Origin of the sequence: Bradyrhizobium sp. CCBAU 51627 (assembly GCF_028128765.1) — a bacterium.
Taxonomy (GTDB): Bacteria; Pseudomonadota; Alphaproteobacteria; order Rhizobiales; family Xanthobacteraceae; genus Bradyrhizobium.
In genome coordinates this window covers 750,048-771,197 of sequence record NZ_LBJG01000024.1, presented here as the reverse complement: position 1 = coordinate 771,197, position 21,150 = coordinate 750,048, and the positions used below count along the sequence as shown (strand labels likewise).

The following is a 21,150-nucleotide window of genomic DNA, read 5'->3' as shown; positions in this document are numbered from 1 at the left end:
CGGACAATGTCGCTGAACCTGTGCGTCCTGCGCCGCCCGCGCCTGAGCCGATCGTGCACCCATCTCCGCCACCGCGTCCGAAGGAGCCGCCCGTTTCGCCCGCGCCGCGGCCTCGCCCTTCGCCACCCGTCAGTCCGCAAGCTCGGCCGCAGCCCGCGGGTGGCAGCTCACCTTCTGAAAGGCCGCCCGCTGCAGCGCCGGTGCTCGAGGTGGTTGCGCATTCGCGGGTGCGGTTCACGGATCTGGCTGCCATGGGCGCCTATGGCGTCTTTACGGTTTACGTGATGATCGGCGTGCTGCACTCGATCGCCTTTTCGCTCTTCGTCAGCCGCGTGACCTGCGCGACGACCACCAAGACGATCATCTCGATCTTCTGCAATACGGGGATCGGGATTTCACACCTCGTCGCGGTGATCGGGTGGCCGTGGTACTGGCTGTAGCCCAGCCCGCCTTAAATAACGGCAGAAGAGCGGATCACGGGAATCGAATCCGTATAACCCTCTGCCTTCAGCAGGGCCCTGACCTTGCCCTCGGCGTCGGCCGGTGCCTCGGGGCCGACAAAGATTTCCGCAATCCCGCCCGGGGTTCTCAAGAGCAATGGCACCTCGATGTAGGCGCGCGTGCCCAGCATCTTCCGGTGCAGGTCGAACCGGTCGCGAACCCCCATCACGATGCCGCGAACTTCACGTTCGTTGGCAAACTTCGATTCCTTGGCGGTCAGGCAGTTCCAGATGAGCTGAGAGGCCAGAACCTCACGCGCCATCGCCGCCAAGTAAGGCACCGGCCGCACGAGGTCAAACCATTGCCGGTTGCGGCGGGCGACCTGGCTGGTAATGGCTGCCGCCTTCCTGATCACCTGCCGGTGCCGGGCATTCGTCTCACGATCGCCATAGATGACCCGGCCGATGTGGAGGTTCTCGTTCGCCTGCGAGCTGAGCACATCGGTGTCCGGCTGCAGCAGCAAGGGCGCCACGCCAATCGCGAAGCCCTGGCCGTTCTTGCCGTACAGGCGCCACTGCCCCGCGTCGTCGCGATGCCGGCTGAGGCTGAACAGGTAGAAGTCGAACGGACTGGCAAGCCCGTTCGTCACCAGCATGTCCTCAAGACAGCCGCAAAAATGCCTGACCCAGAAGTCCTCCGACTTGCCCACCTGTCGAATGACGTCCAGGGCGCCCGCCAGCGAGTACTCGAACTCCTTCGGATCGCTCTGGTGAAGATGGCTGAAGCACCAGAGCTTCTCGTGCCGCAGGATGCCGACCAGCGCCTCTTCGCCCGTGTAGTGATACAAAGGCACAGTCGGGGTGGCCGCGTTCTGCTCGACCAGCAGCTGCTTCTTCGACCAAGCATCAAACTTCTCCACCGCCGCCATCAGGGGCGGCGGCAGCGCGTGTCGGTCGTCGTAGCTGGTCTCCTTGTCCATGAATCCGATTTAGACCGGCCCTATGGGAAAGCAAGGCTTCGAGGCGCGTCGGCACGCCGACCGCGCTCTATGCGCGCGCCGCGCACCGGGCCGAAGTCCCGGACTTCAGTTGATGATCCCTCGCGCTACGTTCCCGCAGGTACCGTCAGCTTGTCGTATCGTCCGGCTCGCCGCGCCTCAGCTCCGGGAAAGTGATCTGCTCCTAAAATGGCAGCCCGAACTGATGCATCGCCGCCCGATGCGCGATCTCCCCGCCGATCCCTAACTAGAGCTGGATGGGTAGCAGCAGATCTAAGGCCGTCATCCGCCGCACGCTGCTGCAGCCTGCCGCGAGCGGCCGCACTATGCGTTCGTTACTTTCGGAGTAACGGGGGAGTCCGCACCCTCGTCTTCTGACGACAAAACGCTGGCCGATGGGCGGCTGATCTCCAGCAATCTTTGCCGCAATGATGGACGGCACAGAACTGACGCTGGCTACCTCTAGCTTCCGCCGACCAAACCACCGCCAATATCTCGGTTCTGCCGCTAGGAGCTAATGAAGGCCCCAACGCGCAATAGGCTGTTGACCCCACCAACAACGCCATCATTGGCCAAAGACCGGACGAATTTGAGGGCCTCATCGCCGGCCCCTGCCGACTAAGCCAATCCCACGGATTGCGAATGAGGCCATGAAGGTGCGGGTGGCTGCGGCACCGAACTGCAGGCGGAGGACGCTCAGGCCTCGCAGCTTCGCGGCCGGCGCGACAGACACCGCACTTCGATTAGGGTCACGCCCTCGAAGTCTCGCTATCGCTCTCTTAAGGGCCTGCCAAGAGGATCTTCGAGAAACTCGCCGCGACCGTCGGATGAAATCTTGAGGAGCATCAATTCGTAGTCCCGCGCCCGCAACATGGCTCGCCAGTATTGGTAGGGCTTCACCGGGCAATCTTCAGGAAGCACCAGGATCGTACACCGGAACACGGCGAGCAGCGCCTTCGCCTTCGCTACCCAGTCGAAGGCTTGGGATTGATAGGTGCTAGGATCGCCGTATGGACCCACAATGAACGCCGCATGACGTCCGCCTTCGATCGAACCGTAGAGCGGAATGACCGAGCTCCGATCCGTACCGCCCGAGAGAAAGTCGGGGATCCGAAGAGGGTCTTCGCCACCTTCGCGTGCGCCCTTACGAACCTCCGAGGTAAGAGGATTGGCGATCAGATGAGCGTGGGTCTTCTCCTCGATGGCGTTCAGGATAACTTTTTCCATCGACTTCCGAAAACGCGCCTTTAGCCCCCGGCCTACTTCGCGGTCGAGAGGCTGCAGCTCTTCATCCAAACGCTTAAGCTGGGCGACCGTAATTTCACCCTTCAGCAGCCGACCAATCGCGGCCTTGGCTCCTTCCGGATCCCGCCTGAAAAGGCGGCTCGCGTACTCCACTGCGGCCAGCGGGTAGGCCTGAAGGTCGGCCGCAGCGAACCCGGCCTCCGCCTGAAGTCGCTCAGTGGCCTCCAATGCTGCCACGGCGCGCCGCAAGGTTTGGCTTGACCATGTCACACCAGGCAGGCTCTTGGCGATTTCCCCGAGCCCGGCTTCCCGTTGTCCGAACGGTAACCGCTCGGCTTTGTGACGGGCGTCGGCAGCGAGCTTCGCCCAACCCCTCACATCCGTCATTCGCCCCTCCGACTCACGACGACACCTTCGGCTAGGATTGCGAGGTGGAGCAAGAGCTCGCGAGCTTGACGAAGCCGAAGGATGAGGTATGATTTGTTACTAGTAATAAGTTAGCAACACAGTTGTTATTTTGCAACATGTTGAGGATGAGGCCGTGCCCTACGAACTGCCGCCGATCATGACGACTGAGGAAGTGGCCCATTTCTTCCGGACCTGCACCGAGACCATCCACCGGATGGAACGCGCCGGCGAGATCCAGGCGATCCCGGGCCTGCGCCGCGTCAAGCGCTATCGCCGGGAGGCCATCCTCGCGCTGTTCGACGACGAGGACAAGTAGTGGACCAGCACGCGCCGGCGCATAAGGAGGCGGCCTACGAACTCGTGGAAAGCTACGGGTTCTACAAGCTCGTCCGCGCCCGTGCGAGTGGTCGGTACTACGTCTCTTGGTACGACGCCGAACAGCGCCAGACGCGCCGCAGCTCGCTGCGGACGAACAAATCGTCTGTGGCTCATGAGAAGATGCGTTTCCTCGCGGACTTGTGCGTTACCGGCGACCCGACAGAGTATCTGAACAAGAAGCAGGTGACGACCGTCGCCGAGCTGCTCGACGACGCCTGGGAAAACTATCTGCAGAAGCTGCCGAGCGCCGAGGCCGCCGGCGTCGCGCGCGATATCTTGAAGCGCGAGATGGGCGACAAGCGGCTCGCCGCTCTCGTTCTGCGCGACTACGACGGCTTCCGCGACTTGCTGACGGCGCAGGAGAAGTCCATCGGCTACGTGTCGCGGATTCTGTCGGTTCTTCGGAGCTCAGCGAACCGGGCGCTCGAAAACAAGCAGACCACCGTAAAGCTGAAGGTCCCCGAATATCAGCCGCGTAGCAAGAAGAAGGGTTTGAAGAAGAAGGGACCACTGCTGACCTGCCAAGAGATCGCGGCGATCATCGACGAGATCAACGACCTGCATTTGCTGCTGCTCGTTGTCCTCCTCATCCATCTGGGCGCCCGGGTCGGCGCCATCCTCGACGCGATCAAGGCGCAGATCGATCTCGAGCAGAACCTGTTCGATCTCAATCCGCCCGGTCGCGAGACTACCAACAAGGGCCGGCCCGTGCTCCCGATCCCGGCGACGCTGCGCCCGTGGCTCGAAGACCTCCCGGACGGCCCGCTCATCACGTACCGCGGCGTCGCAATCGCGGAGGCCGACACCGGCTTCAACAGCGCCGTGGTCCGCTCCAAGATCGGCCCGAAGGCCAACACCTATTCGATCCGGCATAGCCTCTCGCGCTACATGCGCAAACAGAGGGTCGACCTCGAGGAGATCGGGATTTATCTCGGACACGGCAACCACGATCCCGAGACCGAGACCACCTTGATCTACTGCCCCTGGGAACCGGAGTACCTGGAGAACTGCCGAGAGGCGGCCGAGGCGTTCGTGCGCGAGATCAACAAGCATACCCGCAAGTGGGACCTGCTGCGCCCCTATTGCGTCAAGCCGAGCTACGTCGAGAACTAGATGATGGACCTGCGTTCAAATTGCGTGCAAAACGCACCCGAGAACGGATCCGGTGATCTTGGTAAGCCATTGAAATGGCTGGTCGGAGTGGCAGGATTCGAACCTGCGACCCCTGCGTCCCGAACGCAGTGAGTATCTTCTAAGTTATTGATCTTTCTTGGTGTGGTGACCCATTCCGTCCCGTTTTGTTCACGGTCGTTTCACCCAATTCGTTGCGATTTCATTGCGGTCTTTCGCAACGAGAACGGCGCTCGCTGAGACATCGGACGTGATCGTGCCAGCGCAACCTGAGTAGGTTCGAAATCAACACCGCTAGATCCGCTTGGAAAGAGGAGCATCCGCGGCGGCTTCCAAATGCGCTCAAAACTCTGCCCCGATGCGTCGGTCTTTATCGTAACAAGCACAACGCTTTCAGTCTTGGCTGAGGGACACCGGCCGAACATGGGAATGGCGGAATCAAAACCTGCTTGACCGATAGGCGATGTCGCGGGGTAGGTTCAAATCCGGGCGGCGAACCACACTACAACCGCCGACCGAGCACCTTTCACATGAGGCGCGGTCTAACAGTGAGCCAATCATTTTCGGGCTAAGCCGCCCGTATGTTGGCCATGAAGCGATCGAGCTCGGTCCGCAGACGCACACTCTCAGTCGATAGTGTCTTGGCCGAACTCAGCACCTCGTCCGAAGCAGTTCCGGTCTCGGTCGCAGCGCGATTGACTTGTCCAATATCGACGGCCACAGCCTGCGTGCCCTGCGCGACGGTTTGGACGCTCCGCGCGATCTCCTGAGTCGCCGCTCCCTGCTGTTCGACCGCGCTCGCGATCGAGGCTGCAATCGCCGATATCTGATCGATCGTCGTCCCAATCTCCTTGATCGCCCCGACGGACTCGCTTGTGGCGCCCTGCATTGCGGTAATGTGGGCCGAGATCTCGTCAGTCGCCTTTGCTGTCTGGCTCGCGAGCGACTTGACTTCGCTCGCGACCACGGCGAAGCCTCGCCCTGCCTCACCCGCACGCGCCGCCTCGATGGTGGCGTTGAGGGCCAGGAGATTGGTCTGCTCGGCGATCGCTGTGATCAGCTTCACGACGTCACCGATCTGTTGGGCCGCGCGAGACAGCTTGGCTATGCGATCATCAGTTTCCTTGGCTTGTACAACGGCGGCCTCCGTAATGCGGTTGGAACCTTGGACTTGCCGACCGATCTCCTCCACCGAAGCTGAAAGCTCTTCCGTCGCGGTAGCGACCGATTGCATGTTGGAGGAAGCCTCCTCGGAAACGTTAGCTACCTGGCTCGACAAGCCTTGTGTGGTCTCTGCGGTTCGAGTCAGTGTCGTCGCAGCGGTCTCGAGCTGCGCCGCGGAGGCAGAGACGGTAGATACGATGGAGCCGACCGCACTCTCGAAATGGTCGGCGAACCGAATCAGCTCGGCGCGGCGAGAGGCCGCCTGCTCCCGATTCTGCGCCTCGGCTGTTGCGGCGTCCCGCTCAGCTTTGGCAATCGCCTGCAGCTTGAACTCTTCCACCGCCGCGGCCATTTCACCGAGCTCATCCTTGCGGCCCAGTCCGGGCAACACCACGTCAAAATCCCCCGACGCCAGCTTTCGCATCGCGTTGCACATTGCGATCATTGGGCGAGAAATGCCCGCGCCGAGCAGGAAAGCGAGCACCGCGCCAAAAAGTATTCCCCCGGCGGCCAGCATTAGGATCAGTTGCTCGGTCCGACCGGCTGCCCGTTCCGACTCCGTTTCCAGCCGTCGCTGCTCGGCAAGCAGATTGGACTTCATGGCGGCCGAGCCTTGCATGATCGTGCCGGCCGAACTGCCCATCTCCGTCACAAGTTCATCGACCGACTTGGCATTCGTTATGAGCTTCTCCAGCGCCTCGCGATAAGCTTGCAGCAACGCCTTGGCCTCCTTGAGGCCGGCGACAACCTTCTCGTCCGCCGAATAGATCGCCTTGAACGAATTCTCGACCAGTTTCAGCCCACCGAGCGCGCTTGCTGCGACCGACTGATCCGAACTGAGATAGAAATTGCTGGCGGCTGCGTTCGCGGCCTGAAACTGCGTGTTGACCTGCTTGGTACCGAACTCAATAGCTTGGGTCTCGGTGTCTGACGCACCAAGACGGATATCGTCCAGCTTGTATTTCAGCAGGCTCGCGCTGGGCGTGAGTTGATCATGCACGATCAGCGCACTGCTGCGCTTCAGTTCGAGGATTCTGGCAAATGTCGCCGAGAAGCTGGAGAACTCCTTGGCGAGCTTGTTGAGACTGTCCAGGCGCTCAGGTGCCTTGGTGTTCTTGATCGATTGATCGATGGCATTCTTCAAGCTGGCTTCGGCATCCAGCGCGGCCTTCGCATCATCCTCCTTGCCAGTGACCACGAAGTATCGAGCGCTCGAGCGATAGGCCAGCAGTTCATGATCGATATTGCGCGCGAGATCAGCTTCCGAAACACTGCCCCGGTAGGATCCGACACCATCGGAGACGCGCTCGAACCCGAAATAGGCGAAGGCCATGCTGACGGCCAGGATGACGAGAACCGTGGCGAAGCCGGCCACGATCTTCGCACGAAATCGCAGAGTCGGAATGCGGTTGCGCGTTGGCTTCCCCTTGATATGCCCAGCCATCCTCATTCGCCCCCAAGTTTTCGCACCGGCCCGCCCAGCGGTCCGGGATTCCCGGACAGAGTTGAAATGAGTGGAGAGAGGTCAAAGTTAGGTAAATTCGACTTACCGAGCGATGCATACATTGTCGCTGCAGCAGAACGGCCTGCGTCACTACAGAGGCGCGGACATCGTCCAGCCTGGCCACAGGAGATCCGGCGAACTCGTCGGAAACTATTGAAGACCAACCCTTTTCTCAGACGGTGCTTTGGTAGAGGATGTGCGGACGAGAGTTCTGCCCGCTTGCGAGGACCGGATCGTTGAGCAGGAATTGACTGTTTGTTGAGCCAAATGCATCGATCTCAATATGAGTAACCGAACCGACCTTGTTGAGTTGGAAGTTTTCCTGGCGATCGTACGTGCAGGCGGCTTCCGTCGCGCCGCGACCATCAGGGGTGTCTCGGCCTCTGCACTGAGCCATTCCATGAGGAGTCTCGAGGAACGGCTTGGCGTACGCCTTCTGCATCGCACCAGCCGGAGCGTGCATCTCACGGCCGCAGGCGAAATGCTCGTGCGTGAACTGGAGCCTCGCTTCCGCGGGATTGAAGATGCCATCGAGGGCCTGAATGAGTTCCGCGGCCATCTTGTGGGCCGCGTCAGAATCACCGCATTGCGCGATGCTGCGCGCCTGCTTCTCGCGCCGAAGCTCCCGGCGTTTCTCGCGGCTTTCCCTGAGATCGAAGTGGAGATTGCCGTCGACGACAAGTTCATCGACATGGTCGCCGAGGGGTTCGATGCGGGCATCCGCTACGGCGGAACCGTGCCCGAAGGCATGATTGCCTCGCGACTGAGCGACAGTCTCGAATGGGTCATCGTCGGCTCACCCGGTTATCTCAGAAGCCATGGGCATCCAGGACACCCGGAAGATCTCGCGAGCCATAAGTGCATACGCATCCGCCTGGGCACCGACCGGATCTATGAATGGGAATTCGAGCATCAAGGGAAGCGTCTCGCCATCGACGTTCCCGGCACCATCATCCTTGATGACTCTGAGCTCTCGATCCGCATGGCAGAGGCCGGCGTTGGCCTGTTCTATTGCCTGAAGGCCAGGGTCGACGCGCAGCTGTCGAGCGGCTCACTGGTCGCGGTGCTCCCCGAGTGGATTTCGCCTGGACCGGGCTTCCACGCCTACTACTCTTCTCACCGTCAAGTCCCGTCAGCGCTGCGAGCGTTCTTGGACCACCTCAGGGGTTAGTGGTGGTTTGGCGCTCTGTCCGCGACCGAGCCAGGCAGCCACGGGCCACAAGCAGATATCGGGGGCGACGGCGTCGCAGTTCGTCTGTCAACCCCCGGGGCCGTCCTTCATGATGTAGCCCATCAGGTCGTCCACGTTGTGCTCTAAATCCCGGATGATGTTCTTGACGACGTCTCCGATCGAGATCACGCCTACGACCTTGCCGGCGTCCAGCACTGGCAGATGGCGAAAGCCGCGCTTAGCCATCACAGCCATGCAGCCCTCCAGCGGATCGTCCGGCTTGACCGTCACCGGGTTGCTTGTCATCACTTGGCCCACGGGCGTCGTCTTCGCATCCAGCCCGGGCAGCAGCACTTTGATGGCGCAGTCACCCTGGGTCACGATGCCGACAAGCACGTCGTCGTCGATGACCAGCACCGACCGGACCCGATTGTCGCGCATCTGGCGCAAGGCTTCGACGACCATGTCGCCGGAACGAACATTGGTCAGGGCGCCCTTCTTCTGAGCCAGAGCGCTTTTGACTGTGCTCATCGATCTCCCCTCGTGGGCCCTGTCCTTCCCGCCTTGATGGTCTGCATTGGAGAATAGTCGAAATTTCTTGCAACGTCAGCACCGCGCCCGATGTCGCCACGGCGCCTGTCACCGATCCCGACAGCGGGATTTTCACCGCCTCGATGGCGTAGCCGGGCAGCACCTCCAGCTCGAAGCCGCTGACGTCATCCTGCGCAGCGCAAACCGGGGAGAGATACCGTTTCTACCGTGTCTCCAAATTCCACAGCCGACGGAGCGGTGGAACGGGGTACCCAGGTTCAAGCGGTCGAAGCACTGGCACGGGCTCAAGGGCGCTGTGGGTCAAAAGCCGTCGATGGAGCTTGAGCGACGCGCGGTCCGCTTACATCGCTTAGCGGGAAACTCCTCGATCCGTCTCCTGGTGAGACACGACATTCTTCGGCGTCCCACTCCAGAACGCTTCGATATTATCCATGAGTTGGTCAGCAAGCGATTGCACCGCCTCCTGACTTGCCCACGCGACGTGAGGGGTCAGAATGAAGTTGGGCAGCCCGATCAGTTGCATAAGTGGATGATCTGCTGAGGGCGGCTCGACGGTCGCCACATCAAAGCCGGCGCCCGATATGCGACCGGAACGAAGCGCCTCGCCCAAGGCGATCTCGTCAACCAGACCGCCTCTGGCCGTATTGATGAGTATCGGGCTGCGTTCCATGAGCGCGAACTCGGGCGCCCCGATCATGTTGCGCGTTGCCGGCGTCAGCGGAGCGTGGATCGTGATCGCATCACTGAGGCGCAGCACATCTTCAAACGGCGTATAGAGCGGCCCCATCCCCCGCACCCCCTTGTAGGAGGAAAAGAGGACGCGCATTCCAAAGCCTCGCGCGTGGTCCGCGACGGCGCGTCCCAGCGCGCCATCCCCAATGATCCCAAGTACAGAACCTGCGATATTCCGGATCGGGTAATCGAAATAGCAAAACTGCCCCGAGTCAGCCCAACGTCCCGTCCGCACCGAGTCGCGGTAGGCAATGAGGCTGCGGCGAAGCGCGAACAAGAGAGCAAAGGTATGTTCGGGGACCGTGTCGACCGCGTAGTCCCGAATATTCGATACGAGCACATTCCTGGCAGCACAGGCCGCAATATCCACCACATCTGTCCCGGTCGCAGCGACTGCCACCAGTTTCAGGTGGCGTGCGGTGGCAATCGCCTTTGCAGTTACCGGCGCCTTGTTTGTGATCACAACATGGGCATCAGCAATCCGATCGCTCACCTCCTCGGCTCGCGTGGTTTCATACCCAATCCACTCGTGCGGAAATGACAGTTGGCGCAAAACAACGTCAGGCAGCATCGTGCTCCTATCCAGAAACACGACTTTTGCAGTTGCGATGGTTTTGCTCATGTTGAAACTCCGTCCAGGCGTGGCATTCTCTTCGAGCCGCCGATGCTAACATCGAAACGCGCCCGTACATTCCCCTTCCGCACGCGACGGATGAACGACCGCCAATCTCCTGCAAAATGACTTCAAGCAGTTATGAGAGAACGCTGCGAACCGGGAAAATGAAAAAGATAGTCGAACACATGAATATCGCTCAACTTCGCCATTCAACGATATCTCAATCCGCCTCCGGCGGTCCTGACATCCAGGCGGCAAACCGCGGCCCCCAATCGGGATGCCACCGAGAAAGCGCGGGCCTGTTTTGGACCATATCGTCGGCCGCCCAGCGAATTCGTCTCGCGTCCATCTCGGATGTGACGGAATTGTCAGGGCAAATGATGTAGAAATCGCCTCGCCGAAACCGTTCGACAAACAGGTCGATTACCTGTTCAGCCGTCCAGGGCTCCTCCGGTTTGACGTCCTGCGACGGCTTCAAGCCCGGAAAGTTCATGGGAGTCCATGTGTACCCGGGCACCAGCAGGTGCGCCGTGACACGACCTTCAGCCGCCTTCAAAAGCTCGTGGCTGAGTTGCTCGGTCAGAACCTTCACGGCAGCCTTGGAGACGGAGTACGCCGCTTTGCCGGGAGGGGTGGTAATACCTTCCTTGGACCCGAGATTGACGATCGCGCTTCGTGTCTTCGCCTCGATCATGCGCGGAACGAAAAGATGTTGGGCAGCGAGCACGCCAAAAAAATTTATGTCGAGCGCGTGCCGCCATGCGCCGATTTTCTCGTATGGGCCCGCGCGTTCGATGATTGCTGCATTGTTCATCAGCAGAGCAACTTCGCCGAACCGTCCGTATGCCGCATCCCTCAAAGCTTCCAGATCCGCCTCGCGGGATACATCGCCCGGCACGACGACGATTTCGGTATCGAGCGTGCCGGCGAGCATCCGAAGCGCATCCTCGTCCCTGTCGAACAGCACGAGGCGCATCCCTTCGCGGGCAAAACGCCGTGCCGCAGCCGCGCCGATTCCGTTCGCCGCACCTGTCACAACTGCAACGCGCCCTCGCGCGATAATGTCGGCGTTCATCTCTCGTCCTTCCTTAAGTGAGACTCGCATCAGGTCTTGCCGTGCAAGGGTTCCGATCCCGGCAAAGTCAATCCGAATGTTTTGACCAGATCCTTCTCCTGCTCTGGTGACAGGAAGCGAGGATTGAGCCCCCGCAACGTCAGATAGAGTTTGGCGGTCTCTTCGAGTTCCTCGGTCGCAAATACGGCGGCCTCGAGCGTTTCGGCACAGACGACCGGCCCGTGATTGGCCAACAGGATTGAAGAGTATTTCCCCGCGAGCCCCGTAATCGCCAAAGCAACCGCGGGGTCTCCCGGACGATAGTACGGGATCAGGGCGGTCTGACCGCACTTCATCAAGTAATAGGGCGTCATCGACGGCAGGGCCGCGCGCGGGTCGATCTCTGGCAGCATCGAGAGGGCCACCGAATGCGTCGAATGCAGGTGAACGACAGCCCCGGCACTGCTGCGGGTGTCGTAGAGCGCAGCATGGAGCGGCACTTCCTTGGTCGGAGGATCACCGGAAACGACGCGCCCCTGCGCGTCGATTCTCGATATCCGGGCAGGATCAAGAAAGCCGAGAGAGGCATTCGTCGGCGTTACCAACCACCCGCCGTCTTCCAGTCGGACGCTGATGTTACCCGACGAGCCCGGCGTCAGCCCCCGCTCGAATAACGATCGGCCGAACCGGCAAATCTCTTCTCGACGTCTGGTTTCGCTCACGTGCATACCGAAGACTGGAACCAACACCTCGTGCCCATTGAGGCGGATCGCAGCCCACCGGCGCTACGAACGACTCGGGTGTTGTTCAAGATCAGAGAATGAAGCCGGTGTGGATGAAGTTCGAGTGGTGACCGTCGACAATGGCATTGAGGATTTCGCGCGCTGGTTGCGTGTATTTCGTCGCCACCATCGAACGAATTGAAAACGAACGCAGTGCATCGGTGACCGACAGCGTGCCTTCGGCCGAGTCCTTCCTTCCGGTGAACGGGAAGACATCGGGCCCACGCTGACACTGACAATTGATATTCACCCGGCACACCTGATTGACCAGCGAATCGGCCATGCGGCCGATCATGTCGGGATCGCGGGCAAACAGGGCTCACCTGCTGACCGTGTTCGGAGGCGGCAACGTAATCGAGCGCAACGTCAAGGTCTGCGAAACTCATGATGGGGACCAGGGGACCGAATTGCTCCTCGCGATAAAGCCGCATCGCCGACGTCACCGGGTATACCACCGCAGGATAGAACAAGGTGCCTTCAACCATGCCGCCACCGGCGTTGAGAACCTCGGCACCGTTGGCGACGGCGTCATCCAGAAGCTCGGTCATTTGCCTGACCTTCCCCGTGCCGGGCAAGGGGGTCAAGCTTATGCCGGGCGTCCACGGCATTCCGATCTTCAGATCGCCGAGAAGCCGCAGAAATTCGGCGATGAACGCCTCTGCAACGTCTCGATGGATGAGCAGCATCTTCAGAGCGGTGCAACGCTGTCCGTTGAACGAGAGAGCCCCCGCCAGGCATTCACGCGCGGCAAGCGCGATGTCTGCGTCAGGCATGATGATGGCCGCGTTCTTGGCGTCGAGCCCTAACACCGCACGCAGACGATTGGCCTTCGGGTGCAGCTTCTTGAGGTGGTCTGCCACACGGCTTGAGCCGATAAGGGTCAAGACGTTGACCTTGCCGGTGCTGAGAAGTGCTGGGACAATCTCAGCGCCATCACCGTAGGCGAAGTTGATGACCCCCGGGGGGAACGCCTCGCAAAGGGCATTGAGCAGCGGCTCGAACAGGAGAACCCCGTTGCGCGGCGGCTTGAACACGACCGAATTGCCCATGATCAGGGCCGGAATCAGTGTCGCGAAGGTTTCGTTGAGCGGATAGTTGTAGGGACCCATGCACAGCACGACCCCGAGCGGTGTGCGGCGGATGAGCCCGACCGTTCCGTCGACGATTTCGAACTGGGAGTTCGCGTTGTCGAGGTTTCGCAGCGCCTCGATGGTTTGCCTGATATAGTCGATCGTGCGGTCGAACTCCTTTTCGGACTCGCTCAGGGTCTTGCCGATCTCCCACATGATGAGACGCGCGATCTCCGCGCGGCGCGCGCTCATGCGGGCCAGGAATTTTTGCATCGCGGCGATGCGGTCGGAGACGCGCATCGTCGGCCATACGCCGCGACCGTTGTCGTATGCGGCAACGGCGGCATCGAGAGCGACCAGCGCCGAGTCGACATTTCCGAACGGGTGGCTACCGAGCCTTACCTGCATCAAACGCCCGTCGTCGTCACGAACCATCACCGGCGAGAGCACATCCTTGGTTGGCCCCGCCCAATCGCGGATTTCACCACCGACGAGGATGCGACGCTGCTCGATCGGCGCGATCGCAAATTCGCGCAGGCCTGCGTCACCGGCGTCCGGAAACAGCAATCTCAGCTGATCGGAGTTCATAACATCCCCCAAGATCCCAGATCCCTGATCGCTAATGAGCGAATTTGTGCGACTTTGTCGTGACCCCAAGCCGCACGTATGTCGCGACCCGCTTGTCGATCACCCAGGGCGCAACCAGCCTGTCGAAACGACGAAAATGCTCAGTCGCCAAATGCGCGTCAAATGCCGCTTGATCGTCATAGATCTCATAAAGGAATATCTCGGCGCCGTCGGCTGCTTCGCAGACATCGAAGAGCCGACACCCTGGTTCGAGTGCGACCGAATCGGCGGCGTTCGCCAGCATCGCCTCGCGAAACTCGACCGTGTGCCCCGCCTTGATCGAAAAGGTCACTGTCACGACGAACTTGCCCATCACGCCACCGCCTTCATCGCTTGCGGAAGAGCTGCAATGGTTTCGCGCGTCACCGCCGCGCACCCCGCCGTGCCGCCGAGCTCGATCGGCACCGCCCCGGAAGAGAGCGCCATTTGTACCGATGCTTCAATGAGACGAGCACGAACCTCCAGCTGAGGCTCGCTATGCTTCTCCGCGAGCCAATCAAGCATCATCGCGGCCGAGAGGAACATTGCGCACGGGTTCGCTTTTCCCTGTCCGGCAATGTCAGGGGCTGTACCATGCGCAGGCTGGAACAGGGCATGCTTATCGCCGACGTCGGCTGACGGAGCCATGCCCATTCCACCCACGAGTCCGGCGGCGAGATCGGACAGAATGTCCCCGAACATGTTCTCGGTGACCATGACGTCGAGTGTCCATGGCTTTTTCACCATGGTAAGCGCCATGGCGTCGACATAGGCGTGGTCGGCTCCGATCGCCGGATGTGTCGCCGCGACCTCATTGAAGATCTTGCGAAAGAAGGCCATGGAGGTGAACACGTTCGCTTTGTCGACACAGGTCACCCGCGCCTGGCCGCGCCTTGATTTGCGACGTTGGGCCAGCCGGAAGGCAAAATCGCTCACCCGCGCGGTGCCGCTCCTGGTGATGCACATCGTGTCGTAAGCTTCATCGTCACCGACGATCTTGCCCCTGCCCCGGGCATGGAAAAGCCCCTCCGTCTGCTCCCGGACCAGGACGAAATCGATGTCACGGACGCGCTCGTCCGACAGGATCCGCGGGAGGCCCGGAAACCAACGGATCGGCCGGACCCCGGCGTAGAGATCCAGCGCCATGCGGAGATCGAGCTGGGGAATGATTTCCGTACCGTCGGAATGCCGAATGTCCGGCCACCCCATGGCGCCGAACAGAACTGCATCGGCCCGGCGGCAAGCCTCGAGGGCAGCGTCCGGGAGTGCTTCGCCGCTCTCGGCATAATATTGTGCCCCGGCCTTCCAGGTCGTCGTTCGCATCGGCGCGCCGGGGGTCTTGGCCTCCACCGCGGCGAGAAGCTCGAGGCAGGCGGCCATGACTTCCCGCCCGATGCCATCGCCGGGCAGGACCGCAATATCAAGTTCGTTGGAAGAGACTGTCACGCTGCATCTCCAGGTGGGTTCTGCTTAGGCTGCGGATCGCATCGCCATCGGTATGTAAACGGCGTCATTGTCGCGTTCAATAACGTATGCATTACTTGCACACTAGTCCGATATGACGAAAGCTGCAAGGTTGACGCAGAATCCTTGTCCCGTCCGGTCGAAGGGCGATCAGCAGGCACCGCCCCTCATCCACGAGTTTTTGGAGCAAGCGGCGAGCCTCCCCTTCTCATTCGACCTGGGCCAGGGCTAGGTTTTGGCAAGTGACGGATTTGGCTGGGATCGTTCCACAACCGAACCGGCGTCGATCGCTTCCGACGCATGGTCGCGGTAGAATTGGTTGCTCACGGCGATAGTGGTAAGACCAGGGAGAGAAGAACTGACCGCAATGACAACCAAGCCTCGAAAAAAGTCGCCAGACCTCAAGGCTGTGCCCCGAAAAGCGCCGACACGGGCGCGCCTTGCTCCCGTTGCGTCCCCGAGCGGCAAACCCAATCAAGCAGATATCGCCTATGCCCGGCTGCGCGAGCTGATATTGAGCGGCGCGATCGCCCCCGGCAGCTTCGTTCTCGAACTTGAGGCGGCGGCCCGGCTTGGCATGAGCCGGACCCCTGTCCGGGAGGCGATGGTGAGGCTGCGCGCCGAAGGCATCGTCGAAATCCGCGCGCGCCACGGCATGCGCGTCCTTCCGGTGTCGGCGGACGACATGCGCGAGATCTACGAGGTGCTCACGAGCCTGGAAGCGACCGCGGCCGGTCTCGTCGCGAGGCGTGGGATCGCCAAGGAGGCTTTGGTCTCTCTCAACATGGCCGTCGCCAACATGGACGACGCGTTGGATCGGGACGACCTGGAGGCGTGGGCCCAAGCGGACGAGTCGTTCCATCGGACACTGATCAACAGTTGCGGCAATCGACGCATCATTCAAACCGTCGATCAGTTCTGGTCGCAGGCGCACCGCGCGCGTCTGCTGACGCTGCGCCTTCGCCCCAAGCCGACGCAGTCGAACCGGGAGCATGCCGCTCTAGTGCGGGCGATCGCCAAGGGCGACGCTGAAGCCGCCATGCGCCTGCACCAGGAGCACCGCGAACGTGCGGGAAGGCTCCTGACCGATCTGCTCTCGAAGCTGCCCTGAGCCGCCAATCAGTTCGCACTTCGTACCTGGCAGCGCTATCCGCGGATAGCGCTGCCGCTTGTTTGCCCTCGATTCAACGAACCGCACCGGCAGAGGCCCCAACTGTCGCAGGCGCGCTGCGGGACTTTTGCCGGGTGAAGTAGACCACCGAAACGGCCACGCACGCCGTCCAGATTCCGGCCACACAGTAGATGCCCAGGTCCAGCGTGGATGTCGATTGCGTGAGAAAGCCGATGATGAAGGGCGCGAAGAAGCCGGCCGTCAATCCGATCGAATTGATGAAGGCGATTCCAGCGGCGGCCGAAACATCCTTGAGGGCAGCCGTCGGCAGACTCCAGAACACCGGCAGCACCGCCATGACTCCGCCCAGCGCCATGCTCAGCCCGATCAGGACCAGAACGAGGTTGTGCTTGAACCAGACGCTGATCAGGAAGCCGGCAACGCCGAACAGGCAGCTTCCGACGAAGTGCAGGAAGCGCTCGCGCTTCCGATCGGAGTTGCGACCGACCGCGAGCATCACGATCACCGCTCCGGCGTAAGGCACCGCCGAATAGATGCCGAGCTGAACGGTGTCGGTAACCCCTGCCCCCTTGATCAAGGACGGGAGGTAGAAGAAAATCCCCGATTGGGCGAGCACGATCCCAAAGAGAATTGCAGCAAGCAGGAGCACGTCGACGTTCTTGAAGACGTCAAGAATGCCCATCTCGGGCTTCCTGACGTTCTCCGCATCGATGTTGGCGCGAAGGCGCACCTTTTCCGATGAAGACAACCAAGAGGCACCCTCGATGGTGTCGCTCAGCTTGAACCAGACCACGAATGCCAGCAGGACGGCCGGGAGACCCTCTAGCAAGAACATCCACTGCCAGCCGGCGAGTGACGCAGCTCCGTGCATGTGGGCGATGATCAGACCGGAAATCGGCGCACCGAAGATGCCGGCAAGAGGTGCAGCGAGGTAGAAGAGCGACGTGACGGTGGCGCGACGCTCGGTCGGATACCATCGCATCAGGTAGAAGATGACGCCGGGAAATAGCCCGGCTTCTCCGATCCCCAGCGCGATGCGGAAGATATAGAAGGAATATTCGGACCAAACCAGCATCATCCCCATCGAGATGAGGCCCCAGGTCATCAGGATGCGGCTCAGCCATCGCCGCGGGCCGAAACGGTGCATCAAAAGATTGCTGGGGACTTCCGATGCCGCATATCCGAGGAAGAAGAGTCCCGCGCCGAGCCCATAGACGGCTTCGTTCAATCCGAGATCACCCATCATATGGGGCTTGGCAAAACTGATGTTGATCCGGTCGAGATACGACACCGTGTAACAGGTGATCAGCAGCGGCATCAGATAGAGCGTGACTTTCCGGTAGAGAGCGTCATCGCTCCCGGCCTTCGATCGCCCCGTTTCCTCACCCATGGCCCCCTCCTCCTTCTTTACGGCATTCATTAATGCATGCATTAATGCGACCGTTACAAATGTAAGGCTGGAAATCAAGCTGTTTTCACTGCATCTTTGGTCCCCGTCGGGAAAACCGTGGGTCGACGACGCCGAAACGCGCCGGAATGGATCGATGAGCGAGGAATTCGACTACGTGATCGTTGGCGCCGGCGCCGCTGGATGCGTCCTCGCGAACCGGCTTACGGCCGATGGCGTCACCACGGTTTGCCTGCTCGAGGCGGGGCCGCCCGATCGCAACCCCTTCATCCACCTGCCCGCCGGTTTCATCAAGACGCTGTTCGATCCGACCTGCACCTGGCAGTTCAAGACGGACCCGACCGAGCGGACCGGCGGCCGACCGATCGCGACAACGCAGGGCCGCACGTTGGGCGGCGGCTCGTCCATCAACGGAATGGTCTACAACCGCGGACAACCGGCTGACTTCGATGGATGGGCCCAACGGGGCAACCGGGGGTGGGCTTGGGACGACGTCCTCCCCTACTTCCGTCGCTCGGTGCGGCGGTTGGATATCGAGAAGGGGCTCGAGCAAGGCGAAGCAATTCCGGTCACTCGAATGGACTGGCTTCACCCCGTCTCCGAGGCCTTCATTCGCGGTTGCATCAACGCGGGCATTCCGCAAAATCCGGACTATAATGACGGCCATCAGGCGGGCGTGGGATACTTCCAGCGCACGATCGACCGGGGCTGGAGAGTCAGCAGCGCGCGCGCATTCCTGAAGCCCGCCCTGTCTCGGTCAAACCTGGAGCTCCGCACCAACGTTCGCGCGAGCGAAATTGTGCTCGACCAGCGTCGCGCAGTGGCGGTGCGGTATCTGCGTCGACGCGGCGACGCGCCAAACGAAGTTCGCGCGAGACGCGAAGTCCTCCTGTCGACGGGGACCGTCAATACCGCACGGCTGCTCCAGGTTTCCGGCATCGGCCCGGCGCCCGCGCTTGCATCCTTGGGTGTCCCCTTGAGACACGAGTTGAACGGAGTAGGAGCGAACTTTCGCGACCACTATGCGGTGCGGATTGTCATGAAAGCCCGGCCCGACGTCGTCACATTGAACGAACTGTCGCGCGGGCTACGCCTTGGAGGGCAGATCGCCCGCTGGGCTATGGGCTTGCCCAACATTCTGGCGACGTCCCCGTCGCAAGTCCATGTGTTTTGGAAATCATTCGAAGGACTCGATGCGCCGGACCTCCAATGCGTGTTCACGCCCGGCTCCTACAAGCAAGGCGCCGTCTATGTGCTGGACGACTATCCCGGCGTGTCGGCCGGCGCCTGGCCGCATCGCCCGCAAAGCACGGGATATGTGCGCGCCCGCTCCACGGACGTCTTCGAGGACCCGGTCGTTCAGCCGAACTATCTCAGCGACCCGCAGGATCGACGTGCCACGATCGGCGGCCTCCGCCTGGTCCGCCGACTCCTGTCGATGCCCGAACTCGCGCAGTATCTCCAGAACGAGACCCTGCCCGGCCCTGACGTGACCACCGACGACGAACTGCTCGACTACAGCTATCGGAACGGGACCACCTGCTACCATCTCATCGGAACTGCGCGCATGGGACCGGCAACCGATCCGGATGCCGTCGTGGACAACGAGCTTCGGGTCCACGGACTTGACGGCCTGCGGATCGTTGACGCCTCGATCATGCCGACGATGCCGTCTGCGAACACGTACGCCACGACGCTTATGATCGCAGAAAAGGCTGCCGACATGATCCGAGGTCGACAGCCGCCAAACAATCAGGCCGGGTGATAGAGGCGCAACGCCTGTCAGCGCATCACGAAGGGATCCACCACGTCTTCCGCGGTCCCAATCATGATGCTCTTGGTCTGGAGATAGTTCTGGATCGAATCCAGTCCATTCTCCCGGCCGATGCCCGAATGCTTGTAGCCGCCGAGAGGCGAGAGATAGCTGATCACACGATAGGTGTTGACCCACACCGTGCCAGCCTGAAGTCGCTCCGAGACCCGGAGGACTCTTCGAATGTCCTGCGTCCAGAATCCCGCAGCAAGGCCGAACGTCGTGTCGTTCGCGATCGCGATCGCTTCCTCGTCGTCGTCGAAGGGAATGCACGCCAGAACGGGACCGAAGACCTCTTCCTGGGCAATGCGCATCCGGTTTTGCACACCGGTGAATATCGTCGGTTCGACGAAGCAACCGCCCTCTCCGATGTCGGGCCCGGTCGCCGGCCCGCCACCCAGCACGCAGGTCGCGCCCTCGCCCTTCGCGACATCGATGTAATCGAGAATCTTTCGATATTGAGGCGGCGTCGTGACGGGACCGACCTGAGTGCTGGCCAGCAGCGGATCGCCCTTCTTGGCCTGTCCGGCAAACGCGACAACGCGCTCCACGAACTGGTCGTGGATGCTCCGATGAACGAGGAGACGTGAACCGGCGATGCATGTCTGACCGGTCGCAGCGAAAATCCCCGAGATGACGCCTTTGACCGCGTTGTCGATCTCGGCATCGTCGAACACGATGTGAGGCGACTTGCCGCCGAGTTCGAGCGTTACTTTCTTGAAGCTGCGTGCGGCCAGCTCGCCGATTCGGCGCCCGGTGGCCTCGCTTCCGGTGAAAGCAATCTTTGCAACATCGGCATGCGAGATCAGAGCATCGCCGATCTCACCTCCAAACCCGGTAACCACGTTGAAAACGCCCGGCGGAAAGCCGGCCTTGTCCACAAGCTTCGCGAACTCCAGCGTTGAGGCGGACGTGAACTCAGACGGCTTTGCGACGAAGGTGTTTCCCGCGGCGAGCGCCGGCGCGAGCTTGTAGGCGAGAAGCAGAAGCGGCGAATTCCAGGCGGTGATGCCGACGCATACGCCGAGGGCCTCCTGCCGCGTGAAATTGAATGTCTGCGGCTTGTCGATCGGGATGACAGCGCCCTGGACCTTATCGGCCAGGCCCCCGAAATAGTAATACCACTGCGGAATGTACTTCAGCTGGAACGCCATCTCGTTGATGAGCTTGCCGTTGTCCGTCACCTCGGTTCGAGCGAGTTGCTCGGCGTGTTCGGCGACGAGATCGCCGAGGCGTCGGAGGAGATGTCCGCGCTCGGTGGCCGTCAGCTTTGGCCATGGCCCCGTTCTGAATGCCGCCTTGGCCGCTTCCACGGCCCGGTCGACATCCTCAGGCTTTCCCCGCGGGATCGTTGCCCAGGCCTTGCCCGTGAAAGGATTGAGAGACTCGAAGCGTTCGCCGCCGACCGCCTCGACCCATTCGCCGCCGATGAACATCTTGTAGAATTGCATTGCGCTCTATCCTGTTCTCAACTGGGCCCGC

The 21,150-nt window shown here is 61.2% G+C and carries 18 protein-coding genes; 6 read left to right on the top strand and 12 right to left on the bottom strand.

From position 1 onward, the window contains the following. Nucleotides 1–200 precede the first annotated feature (200 nt). Nucleotides 201–440, top strand: coding sequence for a hypothetical protein (locus tag XH88_RS18515; RefSeq protein ID WP_271669686.1), 240 nt, complete (start codon nt 201–203; stop codon nt 438–440). 11 nt (nt 441–451) lie between these two features. Here the strand turns inward: XH88_RS18515 and XH88_RS18510 are convergent, their stop codons facing one another. Together XH88_RS18510 and XH88_RS18505 are read right to left on the bottom strand one after the other, a co-directional pair. Then, entirely contained in the window at nt 452–1,420 is a 969-nt protein-coding gene (locus tag XH88_RS18510; protein WP_271669685.1) for a DUF2971 domain-containing protein, read from the bottom strand. Nucleotides 1,421–2,206: 786 nt separating this feature from the next. After that, a complete protein-coding gene (locus XH88_RS18505) occupies nt 2,207–3,070 on the bottom strand; it encodes a hypothetical protein (RefSeq protein WP_271669684.1) in 864 nt (287 codons plus the stop codon). Between the two features lie 154 nt (nt 3,071–3,224). Between XH88_RS18505 and XH88_RS18500 the strand changes: the two genes are divergently transcribed. Together XH88_RS18500 and XH88_RS18495 are read left to right on the top strand one after the other, a co-directional pair. Continuing rightward, nucleotides 3,225–3,407, top strand: coding sequence for a helix-turn-helix domain-containing protein (locus tag XH88_RS18500; protein WP_271669683.1), 183 nt, complete (start codon nt 3,225–3,227; stop codon nt 3,405–3,407). Beyond that, nucleotides 3,407–4,582 carry a hypothetical protein gene (locus XH88_RS18495; protein ID WP_271669682.1) on the top strand — a complete coding sequence of 392 codons (1,176 nt, stop codon included), beginning with the start codon at nt 3,407–3,409 and terminating at the stop codon, nt 4,580–4,582. The genes XH88_RS18500 and XH88_RS18495 overlap by 1 nt, the downstream gene beginning before the upstream one ends. 586 nt (nt 4,583–5,168) lie before the next feature. Here the strand turns inward: XH88_RS18495 and XH88_RS18490 are convergent. Next, nucleotides 5,169–7,208, bottom strand: a complete 2,040-nt coding sequence (locus XH88_RS18490; protein WP_271669681.1) for a methyl-accepting chemotaxis protein — start codon at nt 7,206–7,208, stop codon at nt 5,169–5,171. A 343-nt stretch (nt 7,209–7,551) separates the two neighbouring features. Between XH88_RS18490 and XH88_RS18485 the strand changes: the two genes are divergently transcribed. Further along, entirely contained in the window at nt 7,552–8,439 is an 888-nt protein-coding gene (locus XH88_RS18485; RefSeq protein WP_271669680.1) for a LysR family transcriptional regulator, read from the top strand. An 87-nt stretch (nt 8,440–8,526) separates the two neighbouring features. Here the strand turns inward: XH88_RS18485 and XH88_RS18480 are convergent, their stop codons facing one another. The 7 genes from XH88_RS18480 to XH88_RS18450 form a co-directional block, all read right to left on the bottom strand. Continuing rightward, on the bottom strand, nt 8,527–8,970 hold the full coding sequence (locus tag XH88_RS18480; protein WP_271669679.1) for a CBS domain-containing protein: 444 nt from the start codon (nt 8,968–8,970) through the stop codon (nt 8,527–8,529). A gap of 370 nt (nt 8,971–9,340) precedes the next feature. Beyond that, nucleotides 9,341–10,345: a D-2-hydroxyacid dehydrogenase gene (locus XH88_RS18475; protein WP_271669678.1), complete on the bottom strand. Its 1,005-nt coding sequence runs from the start codon at nt 10,343–10,345 to the stop codon at nt 9,341–9,343. Between the two features lie 214 nt (nt 10,346–10,559). Then, nucleotides 10,560–11,414 (bottom strand): SDR family NAD(P)-dependent oxidoreductase, encoded by an 855-nt coding sequence (locus XH88_RS18470; protein WP_271669677.1) that lies wholly within the window; start codon nt 11,412–11,414, stop codon nt 10,560–10,562. 29 nt (nt 11,415–11,443) lie between these two features. Beyond that, nucleotides 11,444–12,115: a 3-oxo-tetronate 4-phosphate decarboxylase gene (gene otnC, locus XH88_RS18465; RefSeq protein WP_271669676.1), complete on the bottom strand. Its 672-nt coding sequence runs from the start codon at nt 12,113–12,115 to the stop codon at nt 11,444–11,446. Beyond that, nucleotides 12,112–13,833, bottom strand: coding sequence for an aldehyde dehydrogenase family protein (locus XH88_RS18460; RefSeq protein WP_271669675.1), 1,722 nt, complete (start codon nt 13,831–13,833; stop codon nt 12,112–12,114). Before XH88_RS18460 ends, otnC begins: the two co-directional genes overlap by 4 nt. Nucleotides 13,834–13,864: 31 nt before the next feature. After that, nucleotides 13,865–14,185 carry a putative quinol monooxygenase gene (locus XH88_RS18455; RefSeq protein WP_271669674.1) on the bottom strand — a complete coding sequence of 107 codons (321 nt, stop codon included), beginning with the start codon at nt 14,183–14,185 and terminating at the stop codon, nt 13,865–13,867. Further along, a complete protein-coding gene (locus XH88_RS18450) occupies nt 14,185–15,297 on the bottom strand; it encodes an isocitrate/isopropylmalate dehydrogenase family protein (RefSeq protein WP_271669673.1) in 1,113 nt (370 codons plus the stop codon). Before XH88_RS18450 ends, XH88_RS18455 begins: the two co-directional genes overlap by 1 nt. Nucleotides 15,298–15,682: 385 nt before the next feature. Between XH88_RS18450 and XH88_RS18445 the strand changes: the two genes are divergently transcribed. Beyond that, the gene (locus tag XH88_RS18445; RefSeq protein WP_212363554.1) at nt 15,683–16,426 is read left to right on the top strand and encodes a GntR family transcriptional regulator; all 744 of its coding nucleotides are present in this window, start codon (nt 15,683–15,685) and stop codon (nt 16,424–16,426) included. A 73-nt stretch (nt 16,427–16,499) separates the two neighbouring features. Here XH88_RS18445 and XH88_RS18440 read toward each other — a convergent pair whose 3' ends face one another. Then, on the bottom strand, nt 16,500–17,837 hold the full coding sequence (locus tag XH88_RS18440; RefSeq protein ID WP_271669672.1) for an MFS transporter: 1,338 nt from the start codon (nt 17,835–17,837) through the stop codon (nt 16,500–16,502). A 154-nt stretch (nt 17,838–17,991) separates the two neighbouring features. Between XH88_RS18440 and XH88_RS18435 the strand changes: the two genes are divergently transcribed. Further along, nucleotides 17,992–19,620 carry a GMC family oxidoreductase gene (locus XH88_RS18435; protein WP_271670385.1) on the top strand — a complete coding sequence of 543 codons (1,629 nt, stop codon included), beginning with the start codon at nt 17,992–17,994 and terminating at the stop codon, nt 19,618–19,620. A 17-nt stretch (nt 19,621–19,637) separates the two neighbouring features. On the opposite strand, the gene XH88_RS18430 is transcribed toward XH88_RS18435, so the two are convergent. Further along, on the bottom strand, nt 19,638–21,119 hold the full coding sequence (locus XH88_RS18430; RefSeq protein ID WP_271669671.1) for an aldehyde dehydrogenase: 1,482 nt from the start codon (nt 21,117–21,119) through the stop codon (nt 19,638–19,640). Nucleotides 21,120–21,150 lie beyond the last annotated feature (31 nt).